Annotated in this window: 15 protein-coding genes and 1 other RNA gene; 10 read left to right on the top strand and 6 right to left on the bottom strand. The window is 56.4% G+C overall.

Going from position 1 to position 19,170, the window contains the following annotated elements:
- Positions 1 to 63: 63 nt before the first annotated feature.
- The 8 genes from HQL76_02885 to HQL76_02920 all read left to right on the top strand — a co-directional run bounded on the left by HQL76_02885 (position 64) and on the right by HQL76_02920 (position 8,593).
- On the top strand, positions 64 to 1,548 hold the full coding sequence (locus tag HQL76_02885) for a dynamin family protein (protein ID MBF0108109.1): 1,485 nt from the start codon (positions 64 to 66) through the stop codon (positions 1,546 to 1,548).
- Positions 1,545 to 4,304 carry a PAS domain S-box protein gene (locus HQL76_02890; protein MBF0108110.1) on the top strand — a complete coding sequence of 920 codons (2,760 nt, stop codon included), beginning with the start codon at positions 1,545 to 1,547 and terminating at the stop codon, positions 4,302 to 4,304. The genes HQL76_02885 and HQL76_02890 overlap by 4 nt, the downstream gene beginning before the upstream one ends.
- Before the next feature lie 57 nt (positions 4,305 to 4,361).
- The gene (locus tag HQL76_02895) at positions 4,362 to 5,162 is read left to right on the top strand and encodes a PDZ domain-containing protein (GenBank protein ID MBF0108111.1); all 801 of its coding nucleotides are present in this window, start codon (positions 4,362 to 4,364) and stop codon (positions 5,160 to 5,162) included.
- A gap of 249 nt (positions 5,163 to 5,411) precedes the next feature.
- Positions 5,412 to 6,173, top strand: coding sequence for a type I methionyl aminopeptidase (gene map, locus HQL76_02900; protein ID MBF0108112.1), 762 nt, complete (start codon positions 5,412 to 5,414; stop codon positions 6,171 to 6,173).
- An 85-nt stretch (positions 6,174 to 6,258) separates the two neighbouring features.
- Positions 6,259 to 7,200 (top strand): GTPase Era, encoded by a 942-nt coding sequence (era, locus tag HQL76_02905; protein ID MBF0108113.1) that lies wholly within the window; start codon positions 6,259 to 6,261, stop codon positions 7,198 to 7,200.
- 18 nt (positions 7,201 to 7,218) lie between these two features.
- Positions 7,219 to 8,001 carry a DNA repair protein RecO gene (gene recO / locus HQL76_02910; GenBank protein ID MBF0108114.1) on the top strand — a complete coding sequence of 261 codons (783 nt, stop codon included), beginning with the start codon at positions 7,219 to 7,221 and terminating at the stop codon, positions 7,999 to 8,001.
- Positions 8,002 to 8,076: 75 nt separating this feature from the next.
- Positions 8,077 to 8,265 carry a Trm112 family protein gene (locus HQL76_02915; GenBank protein ID MBF0108115.1) on the top strand — a complete coding sequence of 63 codons (189 nt, stop codon included), beginning with the start codon at positions 8,077 to 8,079 and terminating at the stop codon, positions 8,263 to 8,265.
- Positions 8,266 to 8,362: 97 nt separating this feature from the next.
- On the top strand, positions 8,363 to 8,593 hold the full coding sequence (locus tag HQL76_02920; GenBank protein ID MBF0108116.1) for a DUF1640 domain-containing protein: 231 nt from the start codon (positions 8,363 to 8,365) through the stop codon (positions 8,591 to 8,593).
- 91 nt (positions 8,594 to 8,684) lie between these two features.
- Here HQL76_02920 and HQL76_02925 read toward each other — a convergent pair whose 3' ends face one another.
- The 6 genes from HQL76_02925 to amrB all read right to left on the bottom strand — a co-directional run bounded on the left by HQL76_02925 (position 8,685) and on the right by amrB (position 16,039).
- The gene (locus tag HQL76_02925) at positions 8,685 to 11,213 is read right to left on the bottom strand and encodes a PAS domain S-box protein (protein MBF0108117.1); all 2,529 of its coding nucleotides are present in this window, start codon (positions 11,211 to 11,213) and stop codon (positions 8,685 to 8,687) included.
- 159 nt (positions 11,214 to 11,372) lie between these two features.
- An RNA gene (gene rnpB, locus HQL76_02930) (RNase P RNA component class A) lies at positions 11,373 to 11,755 on the bottom strand.
- Positions 11,756 to 12,026: 271 nt separating this feature from the next.
- The gene (locus tag HQL76_02935; GenBank protein MBF0108118.1) at positions 12,027 to 12,989 is read right to left on the bottom strand and encodes a hypothetical protein; all 963 of its coding nucleotides are present in this window, start codon (positions 12,987 to 12,989) and stop codon (positions 12,027 to 12,029) included.
- Complete coding sequence (locus HQL76_02940; GenBank protein MBF0108119.1) at positions 12,961 to 13,860, bottom strand: hypothetical protein; 900 nt, start codon at positions 13,858 to 13,860, stop codon at positions 12,961 to 12,963. The genes HQL76_02935 and HQL76_02940 overlap by 29 nt, the downstream gene beginning before the upstream one ends.
- Before the next feature lie 63 nt (positions 13,861 to 13,923).
- Complete coding sequence (locus HQL76_02945; GenBank protein ID MBF0108120.1) at positions 13,924 to 14,601, bottom strand: metal-dependent hydrolase; 678 nt, start codon at positions 14,599 to 14,601, stop codon at positions 13,924 to 13,926.
- Between the two features lie 13 nt (positions 14,602 to 14,614).
- Entirely contained in the window at positions 14,615 to 16,039 is a 1,425-nt protein-coding gene (amrB, locus tag HQL76_02950; protein MBF0108121.1) for an AmmeMemoRadiSam system protein B, read from the bottom strand.
- 171 nt (positions 16,040 to 16,210) lie between these two features.
- Here amrB and HQL76_02955 point away from each other — a divergent pair, with 171 nt between their 5' ends.
- On the top strand, positions 16,211 to 18,091 hold the full coding sequence (locus HQL76_02955) for an ABC transporter substrate-binding protein (GenBank protein ID MBF0108122.1): 1,881 nt from the start codon (positions 16,211 to 16,213) through the stop codon (positions 18,089 to 18,091).
- Positions 18,092 to 18,104: 13 nt separating this feature from the next.
- A complete protein-coding gene (gene yejB / locus HQL76_02960) occupies positions 18,105 to 19,169 on the top strand; it encodes a microcin C ABC transporter permease YejB (protein ID MBF0108123.1) in 1,065 nt (354 codons plus the stop codon).
- Position 19,170: the final 1 nt, after the last annotated feature.

Raw genomic sequence — 19,170 nt, forward strand, 5'->3', positions numbered from 1 at the left:
TCAGGAATGGTGTATACCAAGACTTCGGAAACTCAATCGTCTCTCCTTCCCTGGAGCCCAACAATGTTCGACAAGACCGCAAGCCAGATCGATCAACGCATCGCCAGCCTTGAAAAACATCTGCAATCGGAAAATCCCGTTCTGCTACAGGTGGTGCAAAGTTTCCGAAACCTCGACCACGTAGCTTACCGCATGGGACTGCTGGAAAGAAACGAATCTTACGCAACCCGGGTCCCATGGTGGCCGATGGTGTCGATCCTCGGGACCTTTTCCTCCGGGAAATCGACGTTCATCAACAGCTATCTCGGTCAGAAGATCCAGCGAACCGGCAATCAGGCAGTGGACGACAAATTCACCGTCATCTGCTTCAGCAAGGAAGAAAAAATAAGGACCCTGCCCGGACTCGCCCTGGATGCCGATCCCCGGTTTCCCTTCTACCAGATCAGCCACGAAATCGAAAAGGTCTGCCAGGGTGAAGGACAAAGGATCGATTCCTATCTTCAGTTGAAGACCTGCCTCACCGAGAAACTTCGCGGCAAGATTCTGATCGACTCCCCCGGTTTCGACGCCGATGCCCAACGCACCGCGACCCTGCGCATCACCAACCACATGATCGATCTGTCGGACCTGGTCCTGGTCTTCTTCGACGCCCGGCATCCCGAACCCGGAGCCATGAAGGACACCCTCGACCATCTGGTCAAGGAAACCATCAACCGGGCCGACGCCAACAAATTTCTCTTCGTGCTCAACCAGATCGACTGCACCGCCCAGGAGGACAACCTGGAGGATGTCGTCGCCTCCTGGCTCCGGGCGCTCGCCCAATGCGGCCTGACCGCCGGACGCTTCTACCAGATCTACAACCGCGATGCCGCGCGCGGATTCCCCAACGATGAACTGCGCAACCGCTTCGAGGCCAAGTGTCTGGAAGATCTTTCGGAAATCGAGGAACGGATGCACCGCGTCGAGGTGGAACGGGCCTACCGGATCATCGGCGTCCTGGAATATACCGCCCGCTCCATCGGCGCCGAGGTCGTCCCCCGGTTGGGCCTTCTTCTCACCCGGTGGCGGCGGCGGGTATTGATTCAGGATGCGTCGATCCTCCTGGCGCTCGTGGCGGGGGCCGGTCTTCTCGAATCGCACCTTGATCTCCCCGTAGTCTCCCTGATCGAAAGGGGCCTGTGGTTCTGGGGCGAATGGTGGCAAAGCCTCCTGATCGACCTGGCGGCGGCAGCGCTGGGAACCGCCTGGTTGTGGCTGCATTTCGCGGTGCGCCGTTTCAACGCCCGATCGATCCTCGCGCAACTTTCGCGTCAGGTGGAACATCCAGACCTCCTGGATCACCTTTCCCGCGGATTTGCCTTCAACACCCGTCCATGGCGTTCCCTGTTTTCAACCCGGCCCGCCGGATGGGGCGGCAACATCAAACGAAAACTTCAGGATGTCCTCAAGGAGACCGACCGGTATGTTCAAAACCTCAACGATCGGTTCGCCGATCCCTCGGGCCGCAAGGATCCACCCGCCATCCAGACGCCACAGGACGCGGGTTGACCGGGAATGAAACGACGGGTCGGGAAATGAAGGCACTGCTCGAACGGCTACCACTGACCGTCAAGGCCGTTCTGGCCACGCTTCTGGTCGGCATTTCGGTATGGCATGTCCTGGACGAATGGCAGTCGCGTCATATCCGCGGATTGTTCCATCACCGCCTCAAGGAAATGGTGGAAGCGCAGGCGGGATACAACCGCATCCGCTTCGATCACCATATCAAAGCCCACTCCCGACTGGTCCGGTTGCTGGCCGGTCAACGGGCATTGATCGATCATTTTTCCCTCCCCGCCAACAGCCCCCCCCAGCCACCGGTCATCCATGCCACCACCCCGCAATGGCTCCCCACGGCAAGCGTTCTGCGCGGATTCGTCCCCTTGCGGCATATTCTGGTCTTTGGTCCCGACAACACCCTGAGGGAACGCTATAGCAACCACCCCGACCCCCTCCCTTCGAGTCTGGCCAATCCGACACCCACCCTGCTGCAACTGAGCCTGCACCAGGATTACCTGACCCGGGTGGAGACCCATCCGTTTCTCCTCTCCTCCGAAAACCTCGTCGATTCCCAGGGACACCCACTGGGAACCCTGCTCCTGGCCACCCCCCTCGATGAACACTTCCTGACCGGGATGTCCCTCCCTCTGTCGGACTTCAACGGACTGGTAGCCATTCTCGAAGGAGGACGGTCGCAAATCATCGCCAGCAATCATCCGCAACGGGTCCCCCCAGGGACGACGATCGCCGATCTGGGAAGCACCTTTTTCATTGCCGGACAATCCTATTTCGACTATGGGTCCTCCGATCTGTTCGTGCAACTGGTCACCCTGGTCTCTTCCGAGGAATTCGAATCCCTGGGGACCTCCATTCTTGTCGCGGAGCGCTCCCAAAGGCTGGTCACGGGCTTGTCGCTGATTTTCGCCGAACTGTTCATCCTGCTGTGGATCACCGGCAAGATCAGTCAGGTAACCCGGGAAATCACCCTGTTTTCGCAAGATATTCTTGGGAGGAATCCGGCGGGGGAGACCGCCGGTGACGAACTGGTCACCCTGCGGGACCGTTTCCAGGGGCTGTCCCGGGAAATCGTGGCGACCCGCGATGCCCTCAAGGCCAAACTTGAAGAGAAAAAACGGGCAGAGATGGAAATCCGCAAGCTGTCGCAGGCGGTGGAACAAAGCCCCGCGCCCGTCCTGATCACCGACGCTCAGGACGTGGTCATCTATACCAACCCCAGTTTCACCAGGCTCACCGGATACACGCCCGAAGAAATCCTCGGAAGAAAATCGGACATGCTCCAATCGGTCGATACCCCGATCGAGGTGTTCGAAGACCTGTGGAACACCGTCCGCGCCGGGAAGGTATGGCGTGGCGAATTCCACAATCGGCGCAAGGACGGCTCGACCTATTGGGAACTCAACACCATCTCGCCAATCCAGGTCCCCGGCGAGGAAACAACCCATTATCTGGCGATCAAGGAGGATATTTCCCTGCGCCTGGAAATGGAACGGACCCTGCAACAGGCGCGGGAGGCGGCGGAAACGGCCAATCGACTCAAGGACAACTTCCTGACCAATATTTCCCATGAACTGAAAACCCCCCTCAACACCATCACCGGCTGCACCGACCTGTTGTTGGGCAGCGCCTTCGGGCCAATCAATGAAAACCAGAGAAAATATCTCCAGGATCTGCGGCGCGCTTCCGACCGGCTTGCGGTATTGATCGACAACCTGCTGGAACTGTCGCGTATCACCACCGATCAGTTCATTCTCGAAAACCGCGTCTACAATATTCATCGCCTGGTCGCCGGCGTCGCGGAAGAAATGAGCCCCGAGGCTCGGGAAAAGGGACTGGCCCTCTCCACCCATCTGGCCCCCGAGGTCCCCAGGCGCCTCGTCGGGGATCCGGAACGTCTCCGGCAAGCGCTGTTGCACGTCGTCCGCAACGCGGTCAAGTTCACCCGACGGGGGTCGGTCGATCTGGACGTTTCCTGTACCGCCCCGAGTCCAAGACCGGGACATCTGCTGTTTACCATCACCGACACCGGGATCGGCATTCCCGACACCCTCCACGGGGCCATTTTCGATCCGTTCACCCAGGTCGATCCAACCCCATCCCGCCGTTATGAAGGGACAGGCCTGGGTCTGGCGATCGCCAGGCAGATCGTCGAAATCATGGGCGGAGAAATCCGGGTCAAGAGCCAACTGCATCACGGAAGCACATTTTTCATTACCCTGCCCTGCCAGAAACCCGACATCGCGCTCCCCGAACTGGGCGAACAGCAACCCTGGATCCTGGTTTCGGGACGCAATTCCATGAACCGTCGCATCTTCATGAAACTGTTCCACTCCATGGGGTTCAAGACCCGGGAGGCGGATCATTTTTCCCAGGTCGGCCCAAACACCTTCGAGACGGATTCGGGCCCCTTCATTCTGATCTGCCTCGATTGTTCCCACGCCCCCGGCAAGGCGATCGATGAAATCCGCCGCATCCGGGAAACATCGGACTGGAATACCCTTCCAATCCTTCTGTATACTTCGAGCAAAGAGGAGGCCAGGGAGAAACACTGTTCGGCGCCCGGCGTGCATCCGATTACCAAACCTATAAAAAGGCAGCAATTGTATGATACGGTGGAACGGGTAATGACCGAGTTCGGCCTGGAAATGCCGGTGATCGCCAAAACGGGAACGGCCACCGTCATCGCCACGGCCTCACGGGAAGAAAATCCGCCAGGACACGAGGAAAGCGACGATTCTTCAACGTAATGGCCCGCCATCATCACCATCAACCCCTCCCCCGCGAGGGAATTCGAGGAGCGATTCATGCACGGAAATCGAATTTCCATCCTTTTTCTACTGGCATGCATTCTCACCTTCAACCCGATCCGGACCGCCCAGGCGATCGGATGGATCGGAATGACCATCGAACCGCCACGAGGGGTCCAGGTGGGCGAGATCATCAAAAACGGCCCGGCGGACAAGGCGGGACTGACCCGCGGCGACATCATCCGCAAGATCGACGGCCAGGAAATCGTCACCATGGATCAATTCATTCATACCATCCGTGGCCGCACCCCCGGAACCACCCTGACCCTGGGACTGCTGCGCAATGGTCAGGAAATGGAAATCAAGGCAACCCTCGAAGATGGCTACGAACACCTGTCGGTTGCCCAGACCCCCATCAATCGCCTGCGTCCCGATCTGGGGGATCCGGGCGCTCTTGCCTCCCAGGGGCGCGATTTTGCCAACCCGCCCGGAACCGACTGGAATGGCGGATTTCCCCGTTTTCCCTGGGAGGGTTCCATGGAACCCGCGTTACCGACCACCTGGCTGGGGGTCGCCCCAACCATGGCCCAGGGTGGCGTCGGCATTCAGGCTGTCGCTCCGGGCGGCCCGGGCGAAGCGGCGGGACTCAAGCCGGGAGACATCATCGTTTCGATCAACGGCCAGGCGCTCGCCACACCGCAGGCGCTGGTCCGGCTGCTGGGAACTCTGAGGCCCGGAGATGTGGTCGAAATCAACTTCAACCGCAACGGGCAGGGACAGACGGTCCAGGCCAAACTGGCGGCCCCTCCCGCCACCCCCCCCGCGAACCCGGCCCACGCTTCCCCCGCAAAGCCCTGAAGCCCCCCTCGGGAATTTCGTACAGGTCCAGGGGGAACCTCCCCCTGGCGGGAAGGGGGCACTGCCAAAGCACGGGCCAAAGGTAACGCCCAGGTGCGCTCCAGGGAAAAATCCCCTTGAGGCCGTCACGTAAACCGCCGAAACAGTGCGTCATGCATCGCTTTTCCCCAGAATCCAGGCACCGACGCCCGGATCCATGTCTCAATCCTTTCGCCTCGCCGGGACAATGCCCATGGAGTCTCCCGATTCATGATTCATATCAAGACCGAAGCCGAAATCGCCGCCATGCGCCAGACCTGCCGCCTGGCGGCGGAAACCCTCCGGATGATCGAACCCCATGTGGTGGCAGGCATGACCACTCAAGAACTCAACGACATCTGCCATGCCTTCATCATCGAGCACGGAGCCATTCCTTCCCCCTTGAACTATCGCGGCTTTCCCAAATCGATCTGCACCTCGGTCAATCAGCAGGTCTGTCATGGCATACCCGGAAAAAGGGTGCTCAAATCGGGAGACATCATCAACATCGACATCACCACCTGCCTCAACGGTTTCCATGGCGACACCAGCAAAACCTTCCATGTGGACAAACCGACCCCCAAGGGATTGAAAATCTGCCAGGTCGCCAAATCCTGTCTGGATTCGGGCATTCGCGCCGTCGTTCCCGGAGCACGGTTGGGGGACATCGGTTGGGCGGTGGAACAGATGGCCCTTGCCAATCATTGCACGGTCGTTCGCGAATATTGTGGCCATGGCATCGGACGCAATTTTCATGAAGAACCGGCGGTTCTCCATTATGGCAAGTCGAACACCGGCACCCCCCTCAAGCCGGGAATGATCTTCACGATCGAACCGATGATCAATCTGGGAAAGCCTGAAATACGCCATCTTCCCGATGGATGGACGGTGGTGACCCGTGACCATTCCCTGTCGGCCCAATTCGAACACACGATTCTTGTCACCGATACCGGATTCGAGGTTCTGACCTCCCTGGATGGGGAATATCCGTGAAAATCATTGATAACTGCCCAGGTACCTCCCCGGTTTGGAATTATTGAATTCACTCTTGCCCGCACTTCAAATGGAGCCAACATTCATGCCGGGATCATCATCGCCGCAAGGGGGATATCGATCAGGCTTTGTCACCATCGCCGGACGTCCCAATACCGGGAAATCGACCTTTCTCAATCGCATTCTGGGGCACAAGGTCGCCATCGTCACCCACAAGCCGCAGACCACCCGAACCCGTATTCTTGGCGTTCTGCATCAACCCCTGGGACAGATCGTGTTTCTGGATACCCCGGGCATTCATTCTCCAGGTCCCTCGCGGTTGCACCGGGCCATGGTTCGGACAGCCCGCGATGCCTGCCGCGAAGTCGATCTGATTCTCTATTTCGTCGATTTGCCCAGGGGATTGACCGGGGAAGACATGGATATCCTGAACTCCCTTCCCGTAGGCCGGACACCCGTTTTTCTGGTGCTCAACAAGATGGACCGGATCGCATACCAGGAACTGTTGCCGATTCTGGCCCGGCTGGAGGCACATTCTCAACGGTTTACCCGGATTCTTCCTGTTTCAGCCCTGAACAATGAAAACCTTGATCGACTGCCGGGGTGGATTCTTGAATCGCTCCCCCCGGGTCCCCCTTATTTTCCCGAGGGGCAGATCAGCGACCAGCCGGAAACCTTCATCATTGCCGAGGTCATCAGGGAAAAACTGTTTCTTTCCCTGCACCAGGAATTGCCCTACGTCCTCGGAGTCAAGGTGGAAACCTTTGCCGAACGGGCGGATGCACGGGGGCTTTGGGATGTCGCGGCGGTGATCATGGTGGAACGGGAATCGCACAAGGGAATCGTCATCGGCAAAAAGGGCAGCGTCTTGAAGCGGGTCGGAACCCAGGCCCGGACCGAATTGGAAAGATTGTTGGACCTGCGCATGAATTTAAACCTGTGGGTTCAGGTCAAGGATCACTGGCGGGAGAACGAATCGTTGCTGCGTGCCATGGGTTATCCCGAACATCTGGAAACGGGAGATTGATGATTATCGAGCCTGGGCATGCGCATCACCGACCAGGGACTGGTCCTGCAACGAATCGCCTTTCGCGAGTCCTCTCTGGTACTCAAGATTCTGACCCGGACCCACGGCAAACACACCTTCATGGCCCGAGGCGTCCGCAGCGACCACCGCGATGGACGCCGAGGGGCACTTGCCGGTTTTCATACCCTTGAGGTCGAAGGAAGCGCCCGCGGCACCACGGCCATGCTCACCCTGAGACGGGCGGAGATCACCACGGCCCGACACCATCTGCCCCATCGAGCCCCGGCCCTGGGGGCCGCCCAGATCCTTCAGGAAACCATCATCCGCCTGATTCCGGAGGCCGACCCCTGTAGCGACATTTTCGATCTGGCGGTTTCATGTCTGGACCTTTTGAATGCCGGCGGCCCCCCACTCCTCACGCTTTCCCACGGTCTGGGAAGGATGATTCATCTGCTGGGCCATGGCTGGCGACTCGATGGTTGCGCCGGGTGCGGCGACCTTGAGAATGTGGCGTTTTTCTCGGTGAAAAGGCAACAAATGGTCTGCCGTCGCTGCGGCGCCCCGTATGCGGACCGTCTGCTCCCCCTCACAGCCCCGGTCCTGAGGGCGATGAACCGCCTCGACTGGCCTCCCGCCTACGAAACGATGTCGCTGGAAGAAGCGGAATGGTTCTACCGGATTGTCGTCAACTGTCTGGCCCGCATCACGGGTGGACCTCTGTTGACCGATGGCCCCTTTCGAGCGATGATGGAATCGAAACGAAGATTGAAAGAACAAAAAGGTCCGGAAGCGTGTCCTTGAGGATTGCGACCGTTACGGTTCACCCACGGGATCTTCCATCCGGCAACTTATTTTCATCCAAGGCGCAAACCGATGATCGACAAGGAACTCCTGGAAATACTCGTGTGTCCCCAATGCAAGGGAGAGCTGGTATTGCTTTCGAAGAAGGATGAACTGGCATGCCGCTCCGATCACCTGGCCTATCCCATCCGCAACGGTATCCCCGTCATGCTCATCGACGAGGCCCGACGAATGGAGGAGGATGAGCCGATTCAAGGATCCTGAAACCGGACACCACCGCAACCACCAGGCCCGAGAACTGGCAGTGGTGTCATAATGATGATTTTCTTTCCGGCATGGTAGGTGAAACAGAGGATTGTCCATGACGACAACGACGTTTGACACCTTGGAATTTGCCGAAAAATTGAAAGCCGCCGGTTTTACCGATGAACAGGCAAGGGCGCAGGCGCGCGCACTTTCGAAGGCCATGGAATCCAAAGGGTTGGCAACCAAGGTTGATTTGAAGGATCTTGAATACCGGCTCACCATCACACTTGGGAGACTCATGATTGCGGGATTCGGTGCATTGGCAACCATCATCAAAATGCATTGATCGTCCAACAGCAGCCCACCGTGCGGCGACCCTGGAGGATGTTCTGGCCAGATACCGATGATCCGTTTCCTCATCGCCTTCCGGTGTCACATCAGCCCTTTTTCTCCATCTTTCCCGGTTCGACGCACCGCGGCATCCGCAGTTGGAACAGCGCCCCTTCCTGGGGGGGGCAACCGCAAGAAATGGAACCACCCAGGGTCTGGGTGACCAGATTGTAGACGATGTGCATTCCCAAACCACTCCCGCCGTGGTCCCGTCGGGTGGTATAGAAGGGTTCGAAAATACGCCGACACGTCTCCTCGGACATGCCCTGACCATTGTCCCGATAGGTGAGATGCACCCACTCTGCTTCCGTGACCACGGTCATGGAAATCGTCCCATCGTCACCAGGCTTGAAGCCGTGAATGCGGGAGTTGCCTACCAGATTGATCACGATTTGGGAAAGTGCCCCCGGATAGCTGGTCATTTCCAGATCTTCCGGGCAATGAACATTGACCGAAATCCGGGTCTGGCGAAGATCATGTTGCAGGGTCAAGATTGCCGATTCGATGTATTCTCGCACCTTGAAGGTGCGAAGCTGCTCGCTGGACTGATCCACCGCCACGGCCTTGAAACTGCGTACCAGATCCGCGGCCCGTTCCAGATTGCCGCGAATCAGACTGGCCAGTCTCCGGTTCGAGGCGATGAAGGCGTCGAGATCCTCCTCGGAGATGCCATCCCCTCGGACCATGCGTTCAAAAGCCAGGGTGCGCTCTTCCAACTCGGAAGCGGCGGTGACCCCGATGCCTACCGGAGTGTTGATTTCATGGGCCACGCCCGCCACCATGGTGCCCAATCCAGCCATTTTTTCCGACTGGATCAGTTCGGAATAAAGACGCTTCTCCTCGGTGATGTTGGCAATCAGCCCGACAAAGGAAGGGGTTCCCTTCATCACCATGCGATTGAGGGCGATACGGATCGGAAAAAGAGTGCCATCCCGGCGCATCGCTTCGGCCTCGAAAGGCAGCCCCTCCAGCAGGGGGTTGTTCACTTTTTCCTGGATCTGTCCAATCTCGGTTCGATAAATCTCTCTGTGTTCGAGCGGCACCAGATCCTCTACCGGGTGGCCGAGGATTTCTTCCCTGGTGTAGCCGAAGAGTTGTTCTGAGGCGACGTTAAATTCCAGGATCACCCCGGCATCGTCGGCGACGACGATGCCGAAGGGTGATTTTTCGATGATGGTGCGTTTTTGTTCCTCGCTGAGGCGAAGGGAGTGTTCGGCCTGGTATCGTTCCTGTCGGTCGCGATGTCCCTCGATGATTCGGGCGCAGGTGGCACGCAGAGGCTCCAACGCAGTGATGACCCCTGCATCATAGCCGTTGGGCCGGTCCGCCAGGCCGATGATGCCCACGACTTTCTCTCCCCGCATGACGGGCAATCCCAGAAAGGCATTCAGCGAAGGCTGTCCTTCCGGGAGACCGCAATCCTGGGGATCGTTGATCGGGGTATTGACGATGACGGGCTTGCCTGTCCAGTAGGGTTTGGCATAGGGACCCTGAATATGCTCGAAGCTCAGTGCCCCAGCCTGATGCAGGACGTGGTAGCGCTGTCGCGTCGTCTCGTCCCTGGCGATGTTGGCAGTGGCCAGTAAGTGCAGGAAGACCTCTCCCCGCTCGTCATGCCGCACCTCGTTCATGAAGCCGATGGAACTGCCGGTCAGACGCAGCAGGTCGAGCAGCATTGCCTCGAAGATTTGTCGGGAATCGGTCCCTTCGATAAAACGGGATTGCATCCGGTTGACGCAATCGACCTGCAACTGAAGGCGGTCGCGGGCTTCGCGAAGGGCCTCGGTCAGTTCTTGATGTTCGGTGACATCCAGGCACATGCCGATGGCCCGCGTCACCTCGCCGGAACTTTCGGCAAAAAAGTCGGCCATGACCTCGACATGGCGCCAGCGTCCCTCTTCGCCCTGGATCCGGTAACGATGCCAAAGACGTCCGGATTGGGTGACGGCCCCGGTCATGACGCGAATCGCTTCCTCCCGGTCCCCGGGATGGATTCGTTGCCACCAATGTTGCAACGTACCGTCAAAGCTGCCGGGAGTCAGACCGAAGATGGCCTGCATGGTTTCGTCCCACTGGACCCTGCCGCTTTGGCAATCCCATTCCCAGGTTCCGGCCTTTCCGGCCTCCATGGCCAGTTTCAGGCGGGTCTGGTTCTCCCGAAGGACGACGTAGGCGTGTTCCAGCTTCTTCAGGGTCGCCTCCAGGCTGGGCAGGGCCAGGATTTTTGGAATTTTCGGAAAGAGGACCACCGCCGTCAGAATGGAAACGATGGCGGTGATCAGCTTGACCACGCCGGCCTCCCAGTAGAAAGGTTTCCAGACGGTCAGGGCATTCATGAAGTGGGTCGTGCCGCAAGCCAGGATGAAGGCGGCGAAGAGGAAAAGAATCATCCCGAAGGAATTATCCCGCCGTCGCGCCAGAAAATAACCGATCACCGCCGGAATCAGGAAATAGGCCAATCCGATGGCCAGATCCGAAAGGACGTGCAACCACAGGAGGGACGGATCCCACAACAGACAATATCCATGAGGCATCAGGCTGGAAAAATCGACGATGGACGAGGAAAAAGCGGGCATGATCCTACCTTTTGGAAAGGGCGAAGGGATGTCCCAATGGTTATGGAGTCTATCGATATTCAAAAATGGTAACCCATCATGCGCTTCTCTTTTCCGATGTTCCCAACAGTTCACAAAGGCCCCCCGCCTGGTCTCGTCGGCACGGGAGATCGAAAAGGGAACCGGAGTGGAACTGTAAGCCGGGTTCTGTTCCCGTTCACCGTTCCAGGGTGAATGGGTGGTGGCCATTCCTCTGGGATGACCGTCTCCGGTCACCTCAAGCAACCTACCCGGGGACTGGACGGGCCATCCATCATGTCCCCCTATTTGGTCTTGCTCCGGACGGGGTTTACCATGCCGTTCCCGTTACCGGGAAACGCGGTGCGCTCTTACCGCACCCTTTCACCCTTGCCGGTGGATCCATGGATCCCGACCGGCGGTCTGCTCTCTGTGGCACTTTCCCTGGGGTCACCCCCGCCGGGGGTTACCCGGCGTCCTGCCCTGTGGAGCCCGGACTTTCCTCCAGCCGCAACCAGCCGGCCAGCGACCACCCGTTCCACTCCGGCATGCGCCGCCATGCACACGGCACGGAGACGACATTGCGTTCAAGACTTGGTTATAGGGGCGATCCGCCCTCATTGCCAGTCTCTTTCGGGTCGTCTCCCTTTTTTCGCCCCGGATCGATCAATGAAAAGGCCCCGCGCCCAGACGGGTCACCGCGGGTCCCAGCGCCGCAAGCTCCGGAAAAGCGGACTGGCTGGGACCCATCAACGGTGGAAGGAAATCTGAACGAACATCGTTCTTCTCATCCACGCGCTTTCCGGTGTCACGGATTTATTTTCTTTTCCCACGTTCCTCTATCGCAATGAAACTTTCTTCGGTATGCCCTTTTGAATATTTCAATCTTGTATAATACTCTGATTCTGATACTTTATATTGATCATGGAACATTATGATTATATCGTCCCTATCGACGGAAACTCTTCCAGGAATCTTATGACAATATCTCAATAGATCAGTCACATAAGGATAATCGCGATTTCTTGGATCGACGATCATGTATCCTGAACATTGCCCGTAATTCTTTACCTCAAGGACATGAACCAATGGAAAGTTAATCCCAAGGTTTCCAGAAAGGAAATCGAGGTCATGAGATTCTACATACTTTATCTTTTTTCCATTCAATTCAATGGCAAAGAAACCATATCCGGTCTGGACAATTTTAAGTGTGTTTTTTCCGTCATGCTTTGACGCAATCACTTTCCTGAATTCATTTATTCTCAATTTTACCACCCGTTCCGTCAGACGTCCCCTGACATATCGGAACTGCTCAAATTCACGCGCCTGCCAGGTCGGAAACATCATGACTATTTCTTCGCCATGACGAAAGATCACTGGCAAATAACAGTTTCCTATTCTTTTTGATATTTGTGGATTATAATGATCATTCATGTCGATAAAAATATATTCTCCTTCGCAATTATTTCCACCATTATTTATTCTAACCAAATAAACATGCGACACGCTTTCCTCCGAATCCAACTCCTCGAAGGCAACAATTGGGTCATCTATTCTAAGAATATTCTTTCCATTGATACGTATTATATTATATCTGGCACGATCATCTTCAGTAATTCGAAAAATCTGAATAATGTATAATTTAGTTATTATTTCTTGATAAACCATTGAATCATACGGCGATCCCTCCTTTCCATACGCCATGCCGCGGAAGAATAGATATGCAAATAATATTATAATAATAAATATGTCAATTGAACGTCTTTTGAATATGGCCATTAGAATATTTGACATTCAGTGATGGAGGAAAATTGAATGTAAATTGGATCATCAGATCATCTCCATCCACCGTGATATGATCCGGGAATTTGGCGCAAGTATCAAACAAATCGGTCACAATCGGATGATCACGTTTCCTCAAGTCAATAATAAGATAATCCTGGCAGGATTCTTGACCAGACTCCTGGACAAAATACACTCCAGGCACCAGAGGATTAATTTCTCCTTTAAAGAATGATAAATTATAAGCATTAATATATTTTATAATTACACCATTCACTTCAATTAAAAAATGATGATAAGATGTCTGAATTATTGCCACGGCGTATTCATCTTCTCTCATCGTTTCAATGACTTTCCTGAATTCATCCTTCCCATGCCTCACCTTTTTTTTTGTCAACTGTCCCCTGGAGTATCTGTATTGCACGAACTCATTTTCCCTCCAGGTCGGAAACATCATGACAATCTCATCGCCCTGACGGAACACCCGCGGCAGATAACAATTTCCAAAGGTTTTCGAGAAAAATGGATTCTTGAAATCATTCAGGTCCACAATGAAAAATTTTCCTTCACATCCCTCCTTCCTCAGGGGCGTGTGCATCATGTACACATGCGGAATCGTTGCACCTGGATCCAGTTCAAAAAACGAAACGAATGGTTCATCGATCAAATGAAGATCTTTCCCATTGATTCGAATCATGTTATATGCGTTCTCTCCTTCCGGTGTCACTTGAACAATCTCAATAGCATATGCCTCTTCGGCAACTTCTGCCACGATGACCTCATTTCCTAACGGTTTGTAAAAACTCTCGGAACATCCAGGATATGCAAATATCACGGTGATTATCACCAACAACAGAGAATACTTCATGGCGGCATTCCACTATTTCTCGTCGCGAATTCGAATCGTCTCCCTTTTTTCGCCCCGGATCGATCAATGAAAAGGCCCCGCGCTCAGACGGGTCACCGCGGGTCCCAGCGCCGCAAGCTCCGGAAGAAACGGAATCGCCAGGAAGATCGCCAGATAGACCGCCACGGTGGAAAGAATGCCAGGACCACGAAATTTCAAAGCCCGGCCCAGCAGGGATGGCCCAAACCCGCCCAGGCGAAACACCTTCAAACCAGTCAACTCGTCAACGGTCAGATGGACCATGTATCCCGTCCAGAAAAAGCCACCCCCCAACCATGACAAATGATCCGGCCATCCCAACAGATCATGAAGGAACAAAACCGTCATGATCCCCCCCAGAATCGCCGCCGGGATGGAATGAACGATGCCACGATGCACCGTCAAACGGGTCACGAACCCCAGGACCACCCATTTGAAAAACAAATAACACCCGAACCAAAGCGCGATGAGTTCCACCACACCCTGCCCCTGCCGCCAGTGGAACATCGCCAGAAACGAAACCACCACCGCCATCACCGTCGTCGCCGTGGCCAGAACGATGGAATGGTCGGCGTCGAGGTCCGGAACGACCCCTCCGAACGAGGTCAGAAAAAAAGCCGCCAAAACCCCATGCGGCTCCAGCATCCCCGATTGAAGCATCGCCGTTCCCAGACAGCCGCCGGTGATCGCCGCGGCCAAGAAATGAACCTTGAATCCCGCCATGCCGGTCTCCCGATCAAAGGCCCGATTCCTGAATCTTCCGGACCGTGTAGCGATGAATGCCGGGATGATGGCGCCAACAATCCCCAGGAAGTCCCGCCTTTTGACACAAATGAGTCAGAAAGGTCACGGGATCGGGCAACTGTTCCCAAACCTGGGGCAGGAAGGTCGCCCTCCGCCCCGCCTGCGACAGAATGACCCCATGCACCCCCGGTTGCAATTGGCGCAACAGATCCTCCGTCCCCACGTAATCAAGCGCCACCGGCGGCGTCAACAGCGAAACCTCCACCGACACCTCGTCGAGTTCCGCACGCGCCAGGGGACGGAAACGGGTATCGCGCAACGCCGCCGCCACCGCATTGTCCAACAGATCATCCAACAGACCCCGATGGGCTTCGAGCGAACCGATGCACCCGCGCAAACGCCCCTTGCGTGTCAAGGTCACGAAACAGGCGCCACGCTCCCCCAGCGCCGCATGGGTCTGGATCCATGCCTCACGGTCCACCACCCCCGGCTTCCCGTCCAACACCCCTTCCAGATGCCGCCGCGCCAGCCGGGGAAGATCGTCCGGAAACGTGGCGCTTCCCTCTGCCACATCCGCCTCCATATTCCCTGTTTCTTCATTATGACCGATGATCGCATTCCCCTTTGAATAAAACGCATAACTGGCATAACCGACAACCCGGCTCCTGTCGCCCGCGGTATCTCCCGAATTACGGTAGTCCAACAACCGTGCCTGCCACCTCTGCCGGCGTCCCAACTCCAGGAGCGCCGTCATCCCGGTGACACCACACGCCAGACATCCCGCCATCAACCTGGGACTTCCCGACAAGACCGCTTCATGGCTGCGGGCATCGAGGCGGACCGCCTCCTCATAGGGATAATAATGCGACAGATCCGAAGAGACGATCAGCAGGTCGCGCACCGTCCACACCCGGGAAAGAAGGTCGGCCAAATGACCGCCGCTGATGTCGCCAATAATGATGGGCACCAATAGAAAATGAACCAGGGTTTCCTGAAGGAACGGCAGATGAACCTCCAGGGCGTGTTCCCTGATGTGGGATGCTGGATCGGTGCTGACATCGGGAAACCCCGCCAGACGTTCGACCGTTTCCCCATCGACCGGAACCGTCCCCAGAGGGGTTCCATAGGCGTGATAATTGCCCACCGAAATCCCCTCCAGCGCCACCCGGTGACTCGGGGCAAGAACAAACACCCTCCGGGGGGTCCCCGCGACGGCAGGACGAAGATGTCGGTATCCATGCGCCGCCGTCGGACCCGAATACACATAACCGGCATGCGGCACGATCAGGGCCAAAGGCTCGTCGCCGGACGGGGGGGCGACCTGATCGAGCAATGATCGGATCATCGCCCGCAACGACCTGGGATCCCTCGGATAGAACGTCCCGGCGACCGCCGGTTCCCTGATACGGTGTTTCATGATGCATGCTCCTTTCCCGCCAATGACGCCATCCCGCCACTTCAATCCGAACACAATGTTTTTCCGGGCATGGCTTCCCACGTCAATCGCTTGCAAACATTGTGCAATTGGTTCATCCTTTGCGAAAATGTTCTGTTGCGCTGGCGCGAAACGCTCTTGAGGTTCAAGATAATGAAAATATCCGGGAATTGCATTCCAAGACCCCATCGGGGGGATGAAAAATCAAAATCAACACCCTGGGGGCAATCCCCCAGACCCCTTTTTTCTTTCACTATTTTTTTTCTCCGATTTCTGATCCTGTTCCTGCTGGTTGATCCAGTCCTGGCCGGGCACGGAATCAGCCTCGATGGCAATCTGAAGTATCCAGCCGGGTTTTCCGGATTTGATTATACCTCCCCGCGCGCGGTTGTCGGCGGCGAACTGACATTGCATGAAGTCGGCGGCTTCGACAAGATGAACCCCTTCACCCTCAAGGGAACGGCACCATCCCACCTGGGATCCCTCCTTTTTGAGTCGCTCATGGTTCAATCCAAAGATGAACCCTTCGCCCAATACGGACTCCTGCTTCAGGACATCGAGGTCGCTCCGGATCAATTATCGGTACGGGGATCCCTTCATCCCGAGGCCCGTTTTTCCAATGGCCAGAAAATCACCGCCGACGATGTGCAGTTTTCCCTGAAACTCTTGAAATCCGACAAGGCCCATCCGCTCTATGCCAGCTATTTCAAGGATCTGACCGAGGTCGAGACCGTCTCTCCCGGGGAGGTCCGTTTTCATTTTGCCCGTCTCAACCGCGAACTGCCGCTGATTCTCGGCGAACTGCCCATACTCAGCAAAGAATATTTCCAAACCCATCCCTTCGATGACAACACGATGGAAGTTCCCCTGGGATCGGGTCCCTATCTTGTCGAAAAATTTGACGCGGGCAAAACAATCACCTTCAAGAGAAACCCCGATTATTGGGGCTGGAAGGTACCGGTCAATCGTGGAATGTACAATTTTGAACGGATCACGGTAAAATATTTCAAGGATCCGGTCGTCGCCCTCGAAGGATTCAAGGCGGGAGAATTTGATTTCATCTTCGAAAACAACTCCAAGCAATGGGCCCGGGACTACCAGGGGACCCGGTTCGACCGCGGCGAAATCATCAAGGAAACCCTCCCCCACCAAAACGGAACGGGAATGCAGGGATTTGTCTTCAACCTGCGCCGCCCGATCTTCCAGGACATCCGAGTGCGGCAGGCCATGGTTCTGGCCTTCGATTTCGAATGGAGCAACAAGAATCTGTTCCACGGACAATACGTTCGTTCCAACAGCTATTTTTCCAACTCGGAACTGGCCGCCCAAGGCAAACCTTCCCCCGAGGAACGGGAACTTCTCGAACCATTGAAAAACCTTATCGAACCGTCGGTCCTTGGCGAAGCGCCAACACCACCCACGACCACCGGACCCGAGGGAATACGCGGCAACCTGCGTCAGGCAGTCGCCCTCCTTTCCCAGGCGGGATGGAAACTGGGAAAAGACCGCATTCTGGTCAACCCCCAGGGGCAACGTTTCGAAGTGGAAATGCTCCTGAGTTCCACCGCGTTCGAGCGCGTCATGGCCCCCTATGCCGCCAACCTGGAAAAACTCGGCATCCGCCTGAACTATCGCACCGTCGATGCCACCCTGTACCAACGCCGCACCGACCATTTCGATTTCGACATGGTCGTCGGAGTCTTCGGTCAATCGCAATCCCCCGGCAACGAACAACGCGACATGTGGCACTCCCAAAGCGCCGATGTTCCGGGAAGCCGCAACATCATGGGATTGAAAAATCCCGCGGTCGATGCCCTCGTGGAGAAAATCATCTATGCCACGGATCGCAAAGCCCTGGTCACCGCCTGCCACGCCCTGGACCGGGTTTTGCTTGCCGGCCATTATCTGGTCCCCAACTGGCATTTGAACTACCACCGCATCGCCTACTGGGATCGTTTCGCCCGCCCGGAACATCCGCCACTCTACTACACCCCCGGAGGATGGCTCATGTCCTGGTGGCTCAAACAGAAATAAAGAGTGCCTGTCGATGGCCAGCTACATCCTCCGCCGCCTGCTTCTGATGATACCGACCCTGTTCGGAGTCATGGCCGTCACCTTCCTGGTGATCCAGTTCGTTCCGGGAGGACCGGTCGAACGGATGGTCTCGCTCCTCGAAAAAGGACACTCGGCCTCGGGAGGCGAGGTCGCCAGCGGTTCCCACGGCGCCACGGGAAACTATCGCGGCGGCGCCGGTCTCGACCCCGGACAAATCGAACACCTGCGCCGACTCTACGGCTTCGATCGCCCACCCGTCGAACGGTTCGTGTCGATGATGTGGAACTACCTCCGTTTCGATTTTGGTGAATCCTACTATCATCACCGCTCGGTCGTCGATCTTGTCCTGGAAAAATTACCGGTCTCCATCTCCCTGGGAGTGTGGACCTTCCTCCTGACCTACCTCATCAGCGTCCCCCTGGGAATCCGCAAGGCCATCCACCATCGAAGCCGCTTCGACTCCTGGACCTCGACCCTCATTTTGACAGGATATTCCATTCCCGGATTCGTCCTCGGAATCCTGTTGATCGTCCTCTTTGGCGGTGGCAGCTTCTGGAACCTGTTCCCCATGCGCGGACTGGTCTCGGACCATTGGCAGGAATTGTCCCTGACAGGAAAAGTCCTCGATTATCTGTGGCACATGGTCCTCCCCATCACCGCATCGGTCGTCGGCTCCTTCGCGGTCATGACCCTCCTGACCAAGAACAGCTTCCTTGAAGAAATCTCGCGACAATACGTCCTGACCGCCCGCGCCAAGGGACTGGGCGAACATGCCGTTCTCTACCGCCATGTATTTCGCAATGCGATGATCCCCCTCGTGACCGGTTTTCCCGGTTCCTTCGTCGCCGCCTTCTTCAGCGGCAGTCTGTTGATCGAAACCATCTTCAGCCTCGATGGCCTGGGGCTTCTGGGCTACGAATCGGTGATCAACCGCGACTATCCCGTGGTCATGGCCTCCCTTTATTTCTTCACCCTCCTGGGTCTCCTGACCAAACTCCTGACCGACATCATCTACGTCCTGATCGATCCCCGCATCACCTTCGACAAGGCCCGGTAAG

The sequence above is a fragment of the Magnetococcales bacterium genome, from assembly GCA_015228815.1.
GTDB lineage: Bacteria > Pseudomonadota > Magnetococcia > Magnetococcales > UBA8363 > UBA8363.